This is a genomic window from Pseudomonas sp. LBUM1670 (genome assembly GCF_059695695.1).
In genome coordinates, this window is record NZ_CP166783.1 from 4,348,857 (window position 1) to 4,360,951 (window position 12,095).

Sequence of the window (12,095 nt, forward strand, 5' to 3'; positions counted from 1 at the left end):
AAAAAGCCCCACCAGACTCAACACCTGGCAGGGCTTCAATCACTCCAAACGCTACTTACGCAACATTCATCGTCTTATGCGTATCAATCAAATGCTGCACCACACCCGGATCCGCCAGGGTCGAGATATCCCCCAACCCATCGTACTCAGCCGTAGCAATCTTGCGCAGAATCCGCCGCATGATCTTGCCCGAACGGGTCTTCGGCAGCCCCGGCGCCCACTGAATCACATCCGGCGAAGCAATCGGGCCGATCTCTTTGCGCACCCAGTTCTTCAGTTCCAGGCGCAACTGCTCACTCGCCTCTTCGCCAGCGATCAGGGTGACGTAGACATAAATGCCCTGCCCCTTGATGTCGTGCGGCACACCGACCACGGCCGCCTCGGCGACTTTCGGGTGCGCAACCATCGCGCTCTCGATCTCGGCGGTGCCCATGCGGTGGCCGGACACGTTGAGCACGTCATCCACGCGCCCGGTGATCCAGTAGTAACCGTCCTCGTCACGACGCGCACCGTCACCGGTGAAGTACATGCCGCGGAAGGTCTTGAAGTAGGTGTCGACGAAGCGATCATGGTCGCCATACAGCGTACGCGCCTGGCCTGGCCACGAATCGAGAATCACCAGGTTGCCCTCGGCAACACCTTCGAGGATGTTGCCCAGGTTGTCCACCAGCGCCGGCACCACGCCGAAGAACGGACGTGCCGCCGAACCCGGCTTGAGACCGTGAGCGCCCGGCAGCGGGCTCATCATGTTGCCGCCGGTTTCGGTCTGCCACCAGGTATCGACGATCGGGCAACGGGATTGGCCGACGTTCTTGTAGTACCAATCCCACGCTTCCGGGTTGATCGGCTCACCGACCGAACCCAACAGACGCAGGCTGCTGCCGTCAGCCCCTTCAACAGCGGCTTTGCCCGACGCCATCATCGCGCGGATCGCGGTCGGCGCGGTGTAGAGGATGTTGACCTTGTGCTTGTCGACGATCTTCGCCACCCGGGTGATGTCCGGGTAGTTCGGCACGCCCTCGAACAGCACGGTGGTCGCGCCGTTGGCCAGCGGGCCGTAGACGATGTACGTGTGGCCGGTGACCCAGCCGACGTCGGCGGTGCACCAGTAGATTTCGCCCGGGCGGTAGTCGAACACGCGCTCATGGGTCATGGCGGCGTAAAGCAGATAACCGCCAGTGGTGTGCTGCACGCCCTTCGGCTTGCCGGTGGAACCGGAGGTGTAAAGGATGAACAGCGCTTCTTCGGCGCCCATCTCTTTCGGCGCGCAGACACTGCCCGCCACTTTCATCAGGTCTTCGTACCAGATGTCGCGATGCTGGTTCCACTTGATGTTGCCACCGGTGCGCTTGCACACGATGACTTTCTGGATGCTGCTGGTTTCCGGGTTCGTCAGCGCGTCGTCGACGTTGGTCTTCAGCGGGATCTTCTTGCCGGCACGAATGCCTTCGTCAGCGGTGATCACCACTTTGGATTTGCAGTCGATAATCCGGCCGGCCAGGGCTTCCGGCGAGAAACCACCGAACACCACCGAGTGAATCGCGCCGATCCGGGTGCAGGCCAGCATGGCGACCACGGCTTCGGGAATCATCGGCATATAGATTGTCACCACGTCGCCGCGGTGCACATCCTGGCCGCGCAAGGCGTTGGCGAACTTGCAGACTTGTTCGTGCAACTCGCGGTAGGTGATGTTGCGGCTCTCGGAAGGGTCATCCCCTTCCCAAATGATCGCGATTTGATCGCCGCGCTCGGCCAGATGACGGTCGAGGCAGTTGTAGGAAACGTTCAGCGTGCCGTCGGCGAACCATTTGATGTCGACATGGTGATCGTCGAAGGACGTCTGCTTCACCGTGGTGAAAGGCTTGATCCAGTCGAGGCGCTTGGCTTGCTCGCGCCAGAAGCCGTCAGGGTTGACGACCGACTGCTGGTACATGGCTTTGTAGGTTGCCTCGTCGGTCAGCGTATTGGCTGCCACCTCGGGACGAACGGGATACAGAGAAGCCGCACTCATCTTTCTTACCTCGGTGAAATAGTTGTTTTTGTATGACCCCGTTGTAGCCCGGGCGGCCCTATAGAACCATTCGACGATGGTAGTAACAAGCCCCTACAAATTATCGTAATAAGCCCGGAACGGCCGTCCCAAACACCACGCAATCCCCTGTAGGAGCGAGCTTGCTCGCGATAAACCTGAGAACCCCACGGGGTGCCAGACATGGCGCGTTATCGTTCACGACCATCGCGAGCAAGCTCGCTCCTACAACGTTATCCACCGATTGTTACGAAATCTGTCAAAGGTGTTTATCAAAACCCCACCTATATGAACGTAACCCCCACGCCTAAAATCAGCCTCGCCAACCAGGCAAACCCTGATTAACCCAGTTGCAGCCCCCACGAAGGCAGTTAATCAAAAAAACCGGTAACCCAGTTCCACACGCAACCCCAAAACGGTTGCGTGCCCCCACTCGACCTCTAAAAGGTAAAACCGAAATGAAAGCTTTATTAGTTCTGGCCCTTTCCAGCCTGTGCGCAACCGCCATGGCAGACGAGGTCCCGGCTGATGTCGCACAGCAACAACCGGCCATCGAGGAATACACTTACTCGACTCACCTGGACATCGCCAAAGTTGTCTCCATGAGTGAAATCCCCAATGTTTGCGAAGTTGTCCCGATGAAAATGGAATACGACGACTCCAAAGGCCAACGCCACATTCTGCGCTACAGCGTCATGGGTAACGGCTGCTCCAACGGCTAATCACCCGCACCTCAACTTAACGGTTCGACCCACCCGCCCCGCTGCTCAAGGTAGATGAAGCGCTGACCCGTATAGATCGAATTAGACGATAGATTTAAGCGTTTATTTGCGCTTTTTAATCTATTTTATCGGCGTAGTATGAATTCCACACCAAGGCACACAACGCCAACGAACCTGGAGCCACTACCATGAAAACCCAACTGATCCTCGCCCTGACCCTGTCTGTCCTGGCCGCCAACACCTTCGCCGCCGATGGTTACGACCAAACGGGTTCGGCAGCTTTCACCACCGAAGCGGCTGTCGCGTCTGACGGATACGACCACACCGGTTCGGCCTCCTTCGCCGCCGATGGCGCCGATCACATCGGTGCAGGCAAACTCGCTTCCGACGGTTTTGATCACACCGGCGCCGCCAAAGTCGCCGCCGATGGCTCCGATCACACCGGTGCCGCCAAAGTCGCTGCCGATGGTGCAGATCGCGTCGGTGCCGCTCGCCTCAGCTGATCATCGAGCGTGACTTTACAGCCCGACTTCGGTCGGGCTTAGTTGTGTCTGGGGCCATCGAAAACCGACTCAAAACACAACATGTAGTGAAAAACGCAGTTTTTTGGCTGTTTTTTGAACACCACTAACATTTATGAAAAAAAATCTGCACCCGCGATCCCCAGCCAAAGCCCTATAAACCCTCGCTCCGACCGAAAAACCCTCCTTCTCGACCGCTCCATGCGCGGATTCGCCCCACCACGGCCGCAAAAATTTCCCTATAATGCCGGCTTAAACGGGCCTGCAATATTCCCTTACAGGGATGACAGCCAGTCCGAAGCCCAGGCCGAAGTCTTCACCGACTACAGCGCCGTCAGCGGCTCTCGGAACCCCGTACAAAATTATGTTTATTTGCCTGCGTGTACCGCGGCAAAAAACGCTATCCAACGCGGCTAGACCGGTCGTGTGAAAAACCAACCAATCAGTTTTCACACGGGCATCTGGCCCTCACGCAGGAGACGACACGTCATGCTGAGCTGGGACGAATTCGACAAAGAAGACAGCGGCGAGACCGTGGTAAAAGGCGCCAACGCCGGCCACGCAACTGAAGCCAACATGGACCGCCTCGACACCGCCGGTGGTGTTGCTGCTCAAGAAGCTCGCGCTGTGACCGCGTCTGACTCCGCCGCCATCGCTCGCGCCAAGGCTGCCCTGGACAACCTCGACATCGCCGAAGGCCTCGCCGAACTCGAAGGCGCCTCCGCCCGTGTCGCCGTCGACGAAAAGCGCATGATCAACTGCCGCGCCGACCTCAACCAACTCGTACCCTTCAAGTACGACTGGGCCTGGCAGAAATACCTGGACGGCTGCGCAAACCACTGGATGCCGCAAGAAGTCAACATGACCGCCGACATCGCCCTCTGGAAAGACCCGGAAGGCCTGACCGACGACGAGCGCCGCATCGTCATGCGCAACCTCGGCTTCTTCTCCACCGCCGACTCCCTGGTTGCCAACAACCTGGTCCTGGCCGTGTACCGCCTGATCACCAACCCGGAATGCCGCCAGTACATCCTGCGCCAGGCCTTCGAAGAGGCGATCCACACACACGCCTACCAGTACTGCATCGAATCGCTGGCCATGGATGAAGGCGAGATCTTCAACATGTACCACGAGATCCCATCGGTCGCGAAAAAAGCCACCTGGGGCCTCAAATACACCCGCTCGATCTCCGATCCGAAGTTCGAAACCGGCACCGTCGAAACCGACAAAGAATTGCTGCGCAACCTGATCGCCTACTACTGCGTTCTGGAAGGCATCTTCTTCTACTGCGGCTTCACCCAAATCCTCTCCATGGGCCGCCGCAACAAAATGACCGGCGTCGCCGAGCAGTTCCAATACATCCTGCGCGACGAATCCATGCACCTGAACTTCGGCATCGACGTGATCAACCAGATCAAAATCGAAAACCCGCATTTGTGGGATGCTGAGATGAAGGAAGAGGCTTCGCAGATGATTTTGCAAGGCACTCAGCTGGAGATTGAATACGCTCGGGATACTATGCCTCGCGGCGTACTCGGCATGAACGCGGCGATGATGGAGGACTATCTGAAGTTCATCGCTAACCGTCGTCTGTCGCAGATCGGTCTTAAAGAAGAGTATCCGGGGACTACGAATCCGTTCCCTTGGATGAGCGAGATTATGGACTTGAAGAAAGAGAAGAATTTCTTTGAGACTCGGGTTATTGAGTATCAGACTGGTGGGGCGTTGAGCTGGGATTGATGGCTCGAGGATTGAACCTGTTGTGATGAAAAAGCCAGGGGCGAAAGCTTCCTGGCTTTTTTACTTATCTTCAATGTACAAACCGAAGTTATGGCCGATAGACTTAAGAACAGATGCTCGTTTTTCAAAAATCATCTTTTGATAGAGTGCCACCAATACCGAACCGCTACGCACTCCCAATGCCAAGCGTGGAAGTTGGGAATCAGGAATAAAACCCTGATTCATTCTTTAGCCAATCAATTGCTACAGCGGAAGAATCATTGAAGGGTGCTTCAACTTCACTTCATCATCGAAAAAATTTCTGAACGTAATTACGTTATTGTGGCCAGCGTAAGCTGACTCTTTCGCTTTCTTCAAAGACTCCGGCACTATCAGTGAAATCGAGTTTCTATCCATCTCTTTAATGGCTTCACCCGACACTCGATCATCAACAGTAGCGAGAAAGATTGCCCCAAACGGCTTCTCTAACGCCAACTGCTTCCATCGCTCGCGCAGAGTTGTCTTTAAGGAAACTATAACTGCATCACCCTTGATATTGAGCTCCTTAACGTTAGGCAACACAAAATCCGGGCGCCGGCCACCGAAGACGGCCTGCGCTTCGTGACGAATTCGGCCATCCCTAAAAAGCCTGGCTACATGATGCTCAAACGAAAGCCCAGCCCTGCTCTTCCTGGTTTGAGCCGCACTGAGGAATATTGAGTCGAGCTCAGAGAACGCCCGAACAAGATTGCCAACAGGATCACCACCTCCATGAAGGAGAATTCGAGCGACTTGAGCTGCACGAAAGCGAATCTCGGCCTGTTTATAAATGGAATACTCAATGTCCCTGCTGATGCGCATTCGGTTGCGGGACATGCCTTGTGTGTTGGCGGATGATCCATTCAATCAGCGGGGATCTTGGTGGCGTAAGGTGTCACGAGTGTTGCGAGGGTTCTGATTGTTCATTGCCGTATAAAAAATCCGCTGATTGAATCTTAGGCAGCGGATTTTGAGTATTTGATAGGGTCATGTGTACGCTGTTTTTATCAGCCAGGGTTGGACTGCTATCAGTTGAGCCAGACTGATGGCGCAAATTCAAAGCAGCACCTGTGGAAAGCCACCTGAGTCGCAACGGCATGGGTGGCTTTTCGCATAGGGTGGGAGGTTCCGGCGGAGTATCGGTTTTAGATGCCCGCAACCTCACAGTGATGGATGATTACTTTACGCAAGGCACGCCGCCCTCTATTCGTGACTTGGGAGTTGCCAGTTGGTAAAACGCATTCAAGGCGATGTACCAACCAGGCACCTCTCCTGCTCTGGTTCCTCCAGCCCGATGAATCGCCGTACTCTTTGAGCCCCGGGCGCCTGGAGGATCGTCTGGGGGGATGCATCCAACTGCACGCGACCGTTTTCCATGAAGATCACCCGGTTGGAAATCGACAGGGCAAAGTCCATTTCGTGGGTGACAATCAGCAGGGTCATGCCTTCACGGGCCAGGCTGGTGATGACCGTGAGCACCTCGCCGACCAGTTCCGGGTCGAGCGCTGAAGTGGGTTCGTCGAACAGCAGGATGTCCGGGTCCATAGCCATAGCTCGGGCAATCGCAACGCGTTGTTGCTGGCCGCCGGACAGTTGATGCGGGTATTTGTGGACGTGGGCCAGCAGGCCGACTTTGTCGAGTAGCTGGCAGGCGCGTTGTTCGCTCAGTGCACGGCTGTCACCGTGATAACGCGGGGCGAGGCAGATGTTGTCCAACAGTGTCCGGTGCGGGAACAGGTTGAAGTTCTGGAAAACCATGCCGATGCGCCGCACGCCCTGACGAACCCGGCGGCCATCCGGTTTGTCCTCGGCATTGATGAAGCCCTCTCCGAACAACAGGATTTCGCCCTGATCGATGCGTTCCAGGCCATTAATGGTGCGGATCAACGAGGTCTTGCCGGAGCCGGACGGGCCGATGATGGAAATCACCTGGCCGCTTTGCACCTTCAAGTCGATGCCTTTGAGCACATGATGATCGCCGTAGCGTTTGTGCACGTCCCGCAGGTGCAGGGCCGGGGCCGCACCTTTGGCTGGGAGGCTGACTTTGCTCGGTACCCTAGGTGCCAGACTGTCACGCAGCACTTGTGTCGAGGCGCTCTCCAGGGTTTGCGGTGTACGCAGGTTCAGATCCAGGTAACGTTCCAGACGCTGCAAGGCGAAGCCAAACACTGTGACGATCAGCACGTAGTACACGCCCACAGCTGCCAGGGTCTCCATAACCAGGAAGTTCTGGGCATACAGGCGCTGGCCGACCGTCAGCAGTTCGGTCAGTGAAATCACCGAGATCAACGAGGTCAGTTTGACCACCGTGATGTATTCGTTAATCAACGTCGGCAGTGAGATACGAAACGCTTGAGGAATCACGATAAGCCGTTGCAGGCCAAGCAGCCCGATCCCCAGGGCACGGCCCGCTTCCTTCTGGCCCTTGGCGACCGAAATCAGCCCGCCACGATGAATTTCGGCCATGTAGGCGGCCTCAGTAACCACCAGTGCCAACAGACCGGAATAAAACGGCACCGACAGCACCGGCCCGGCACTGGGCAGCAGCTGTGGCAGGTTGTAGACGAAGACCACCAGCACCAGCAGCGGAATACTGCGAAAGAACCAAATGTAGAGTGATGCGGGGATGCTCAACCACCGCACGCTCGACAGTTTGGCCGATGCCAGGACGAAACCCAGCAGCATGCCCAGGAACCAGGCCAGGGTGCTCAGTTCGATGACAGTCAGGCTCGCCGCCCAGAAGTCAGCCATGGTGAACAGCGAAACAAAGTAAGACCAATCGAATTGCATAGATACCTCGCACAAGCCACGCCCCCGATCGAGGGCGTGGTTTCAGGCATTACTCGGAGACCGGTTCCAGGTCATAGGTCTTGAGAATGGCGGCGTACTCGCCGCTGGCCTTACTGTCGGCCAGGGCCTTGACCAGCGCCTGATAGGTCGCGTCGGCGTCTTTCTTGACGTAGATGCCCAAGGTCTGCGGGTAAACCAGCTTCTGCGAAGTGACGATCACACGGCCGTTGGTACGCTGGGCGATCATGTGCGCGGCACCAGCGATTTCCACTTGGGCCTGGATGTTCTTCGACAGCAGCGCCTGCGTCACCTCGGGTGCCGAGGGAAACTCGCTGACGGTGATTGCGCCTTTGTTGTTCGGCACGCAGTAGTCGCTGGACAACTGACGGAACTTGCCAACCCAGGTGGTGCCCTGCTCCAGCCCGACCTTCAGGCCGCACAAGTCTTCGGGAACCTGCGGGGTCAACTCACTGCCCTTCGGCACCATGATCGCCGCACCAGTGTTGGCATAAGCGATGGTACGCGCCTGGGCCTGACGCTCAGGGGTGATGTACATGCCGGAAATGATCGCGTCGTAATGCCCGGCGTTGAGGCCGTTGAGCAGATTGGGAAACTTGGTATCGACGAAGTTAGCCTTGACCCCCATCGCCTTGGCCAGGGAATGGGCCAACTCAGGATCGGAGCCGACCACGTTCTTGTTGGCGTCATAGGACTCGAACGGCGGATAGGTGATTTCCATTCCGACCTTCAACACACCGGGGGTCGTGGTGCTGGCGAAGGCGGTACTGGCGCAGGACAAAATAGCGGCGAGCAGGCTCAGTCGGGTCAAGACGCAGGGGGTTTTCATTATAGGAAGCTCCGGTGGTTGTTTTATCAGGAATGAGTGGCGGTGTTCTTAAGACGGCCGAAGCTCGATGGCTTGCGGGCCCGGGGCGGCAGCTCAAGCTCGCCGTTCTCGACGCGTTTGCGCAGGTACTGGTAGGTCTGCAGGGCTTGACTCCACATGTGTTCGCCAATCGCCAGCGCCTCGTAGTCCTGAGCGTCGTTGATGAATGCCGGCAACGGCTTGATCAGTGTGTGGTAGTCGCAGGCGTAAAACAGCGGGAAGCTATAGCGCTCCTGAGCCACCTTGCGCACTCGGTGCGCCGTGGCTACAAAGGTCCCAGCGGTCATAACTTCCAGCATGTCGCCGATGTTCACCACAAACGCATCGGGCATTGGCGGTGCGTCGATCCACTGATTCTGGTCGTTGAGCACCTCCAGCCCTGGCTGGTCGGCGTGCAGGATGGTGAAGCACTCGTAGTCGGTATGCGCGCCGATGCCCGGAGCGTCCACGGCGGTGGCGTCGAAGGGGTAATGGATCAGCCGCAGCTTGGAAGGCGGACGGGTGACCAGTGCGTCGAAGTAGCCCTCCTCCAGGCCCAGGGCCAGGGCGAAGCCATCAAACAGTCGGCGGCCGAGGGCAAACACGGCCTGATAGTAGTTTTGTACTGCAGCCTGAAAACCCGGCACGTCGGGCCAGTGGTTCGGGCCCAGCAGCGGCGTACGACTCAGGAACAGCGGATCATCCACCGGCACTTCGAAGCCAATGTCGAAGGCCTCTTTGTGGTCCGGCTTGCCCTTGGAGTACACCTCCTCACCTTCGGGCACGAAGCCCTTGTGGCTTTCCGAGGCGCCGATGTAATGGCGCATCTTGGTCTCCAGGGGCTGCGCGAAATAATCCCTGCTCGCCTGGCGCAGGCCCTCGATCAGCGCCGGTTCGATGCCGTGCCCGGTGATGTACAGAAAGCCCACATCGCTGGCGGCACGGCCCAGTTGCTCGGCCACCGCCAGGCGATGCTCCAGTTCGATACTGAAGAGACCGGCGATGTTCACCACCGGGATGCTGTTGAAATTGGCCTGGGTCGGCGAAGTCTTACTCATGGAGGGCTCCTTCACGGGTGAAACGGTCGAAGTGTTCGCGCTCGGTTCGCGCCATCCATTGGTTCAAGGTCCAGAGATCGGCCATCGGCATGTTGGTGAAGGGCAAGTGATGCAGATACCCGTCGGCACCGAACTCCGGGGTCAGGGTGCTGACTGCATAGCCGCGCTGAAGCTGAGAAGCCCAGACCGCCTCCCAGTGGCGCTGGTGAAACGCCAGTTCACGGGCATATTCCGGGGCGGCGGGATGGGGAACTTGCGGGCCTTGGTCATAACCGACCCGGGCTTGAATGTGATGCACGCGCTCGACGAAGGACGACAGATCGTCGGCCGGGTCGTCCAGCAACCGCTCACAGCACACCACCCAATGGCTGATGTCACTGGTGAAACGCAGTTCCGGCAGTTGGCGAATCAGTTCCAGAGTCACCCAAGGGCTGTACAGGGAGCGGGCACGGTGAGTCTCGAAACTGCAGAACACACCATGCGTGGCGGCCATTTCCATGGCCTGGCCAAAGAACTCGACCTGCTGCGCCAATGGCCAGCGGTCATTGCCCGCGAGCAGATTGACGAAACGAGGCGTCAGTTCCGAGGCCCAGCCCAGCTTGCGATCAATGTCGGCCAAATGCTGGGCAGGCGTGGCGCGCTGATCGGGCAACACATCGTAAGCACTGAATAGGGTGCAGATGTAGGGGACGTGATTACTGCGCAGGAAAGCGCCGAACTCGCCACGCTCATCGGCCTGCAGTGGCAGGCGTGCTTCGATGCCATCGAAGCCGGCGGCGAGCAATTCATCCAGGGCGGATGCGTGACTGGCGGTATAGCCCCACAAGGTACGGAAAATGTCTAACTTCATGCATTCCTCTCGACTGCGTCGGGCCACTAGCGGATTGGGCTGGTGGCGTTGCTGGGCAGTCAAAAAGGGGATGCTGCGGGCTGCTGCTCTGATGGCTTCGGTCCCGTGCGACGGATCCTAAGCCTACGAAGGCAAATAATTGAATAGCGTTCAGCAAATAGTTAGTTCAGAAATTCATGAACTAACAATGTCGGACTGGATTGTGCCTGCGGTAGTCCCTCCGACGATTAATGCCTGATGACTGGAGTGAAAGCTGTTGACCCGACTGTCCAACTGATCAAGCCCCATCCTTTGTAGGAGCGAGCTTGCTCGCGAAGGTCGTGAACGATAACAAATCCAGTTGCCCAGTGGCGTCCTTGGGTTTTTCGCGAGCAAGCTCGCTCCTACAGGGGGCGGTGTATTGCCGTTGGTTTTGCGGTGTTTTGAAAAGAGTCAGTGCAACCCGCCGCGCCTCCCGCTATTAATACCCTTCCCCACTCAAGGACCCGAGCCAACCATGAAATTCGATCTCGCCTACTGCCTCAGCCTCGACGACAAGTTGTCGATCTATGACGTGCGCGATTTGAATTTTGACGAGACGATGGAATTCGATTCCGCGAAGGAACACTTCCAATGTCCCAATGACGCATGCAGGGCGGCGTTCGATGTGGCGAATGTGTTGACGACGTTCAACGCCAAAAACGTGAACTACGTTCGCACCCCGCACTTCAAGAACACGCCCAGCACCCGGCATGTGGCGGATTGTCCTTATGTCAGTCTCAAGGCTTTGGCATCAGGTGTAGACGCGGACGGTGCGGAAACGGATGACAGTCGCGAGGAGCATTTCCCGTCGGAGTTGTTGCTGACTCGGCGTCAGTATGTGCGTAAGCCGTCGAACCCGGCGGTAGCGGCGGATGTGGAGCGGGATGATCCGAAGCCCTCTTCGGCGGCCAGTGATGCCGAGCACCCGAGCCACGAATCAGCACCAGACAAGACCAGCATCTTCGCCCACCCGGTGGAGTGTTTTGTCTCGAACTTCGAGGACAAGGACCTGCTCAAGCGCATGCCGCTGAAGATTGGCGAGCACACGGCGCCTTATGGATCGTTCTTCAAGAAGATCGAATATCTGACAGACAACAAGGGGTTGATTTACTGGGGCAAGATCAAGGAGATCAAGGATTACACGCAGAGCTTTCGCATCGATTTCGAGCAGAAGGTCTGGTTCAAGCAGGCGGATGAGGCGAAGAAGAAGCCTTATTCAGTCAACGTTTACTTGAGCAAAAAGTTGATCGAGAACTACCGCAAGCGCAAAGCGTTTCTGGAAGAGATCAAGCATGCCATCGACAGTGAGGCGGAGTTGTTTTGTTTCTTTTATGGCGTGACGCCGGAGCTGAAGCAGGTGCCGAGCAAGAAAAACCCCGAGCAGACGTTCGGGGTGTTCAGTGCGAATATCGAGAACCTGGATCACTTTATTATTCGTGAGGTGCCGGGGTTGGCGGGTAAGTAAGCGCCCCACGCAGGCC

Annotated in this window: 10 protein-coding genes; 4 read left to right on the forward strand and 6 right to left on the reverse strand. The window is 57.3% G+C overall.

The features are described 5' to 3' along the window. Positions 1-55 precede the first annotated feature (55 nt). Positions 56-2,011, reverse strand: coding sequence for an acetate--CoA ligase (acs, locus tag ACA073_RS19770; protein ID WP_497398824.1), 1,956 nt, complete (start codon positions 2,009-2,011; stop codon positions 56-58). A gap of 476 nt (positions 2,012-2,487) precedes the next feature. Between acs and ACA073_RS19775 the strand changes: the two genes are divergently transcribed. The 3 genes from ACA073_RS19775 (at position 2,488) to ACA073_RS19785 (ending at position 5,012) form a co-directional block, all read left to right on the forward strand. Continuing rightward, positions 2,488-2,751, forward strand: coding sequence for a DUF2790 domain-containing protein (locus tag ACA073_RS19775; RefSeq protein ID WP_497398826.1), 264 nt, complete (start codon positions 2,488-2,490; stop codon positions 2,749-2,751). A 188-nt stretch (positions 2,752-2,939) separates the two neighbouring features. Continuing rightward, complete coding sequence (locus ACA073_RS19780) at positions 2,940-3,254, forward strand: hypothetical protein (protein ID WP_497398828.1); 315 nt, start codon at positions 2,940-2,942, stop codon at positions 3,252-3,254. A gap of 507 nt (positions 3,255-3,761) precedes the next feature. Next, entirely contained in the window at positions 3,762-5,012 is a 1,251-nt protein-coding gene (locus ACA073_RS19785) for a ribonucleotide-diphosphate reductase subunit beta (RefSeq protein ID WP_008034875.1), read from the forward strand. Between the two features lie 243 nt (positions 5,013-5,255). On the opposite strand, the gene ACA073_RS19790 is transcribed toward ACA073_RS19785, so the two are convergent. The 5 genes from ACA073_RS19790 to ACA073_RS19810 all read right to left on the reverse strand — a co-directional run bounded on the left by ACA073_RS19790 (position 5,256) and on the right by ACA073_RS19810 (position 10,593). Continuing rightward, positions 5,256-5,897 (reverse strand): type II restriction endonuclease, encoded by a 642-nt coding sequence (locus tag ACA073_RS19790; RefSeq protein ID WP_497398830.1) that lies wholly within the window; start codon positions 5,895-5,897, stop codon positions 5,256-5,258. Positions 5,898-6,272: 375 nt separating this feature from the next. Further along, positions 6,273-7,820: an amino acid ABC transporter permease/ATP-binding protein gene (locus tag ACA073_RS19795; protein ID WP_497398832.1), complete on the reverse strand. Its 1,548-nt coding sequence runs from the start codon at positions 7,818-7,820 to the stop codon at positions 6,273-6,275. A gap of 49 nt (positions 7,821-7,869) precedes the next feature. Further along, complete coding sequence (locus ACA073_RS19800; protein ID WP_497398834.1) at positions 7,870-8,667, reverse strand: transporter substrate-binding domain-containing protein; 798 nt, start codon at positions 8,665-8,667, stop codon at positions 7,870-7,872. A gap of 26 nt (positions 8,668-8,693) precedes the next feature. Continuing rightward, positions 8,694-9,743: an isopenicillin N synthase family dioxygenase gene (locus tag ACA073_RS19805; protein WP_497398836.1), complete on the reverse strand. Its 1,050-nt coding sequence runs from the start codon at positions 9,741-9,743 to the stop codon at positions 8,694-8,696. Further along, entirely contained in the window at positions 9,736-10,593 is an 858-nt protein-coding gene (locus ACA073_RS19810) for a sugar phosphate isomerase/epimerase family protein (RefSeq protein WP_497398838.1), read from the reverse strand. The genes ACA073_RS19805 and ACA073_RS19810 overlap by 8 nt, the downstream gene beginning before the upstream one ends. Before the next feature lie 496 nt (positions 10,594-11,089). On the opposite strand from ACA073_RS19810, the gene ACA073_RS19815 reads away from it, so the two are divergent. Continuing rightward, the gene (locus tag ACA073_RS19815; RefSeq protein WP_497398840.1) at positions 11,090-12,079 is read left to right on the forward strand and encodes a hypothetical protein; all 990 of its coding nucleotides are present in this window, start codon (positions 11,090-11,092) and stop codon (positions 12,077-12,079) included. The last annotated feature ends 16 nt before the right edge of the window (positions 12,080-12,095 follow it).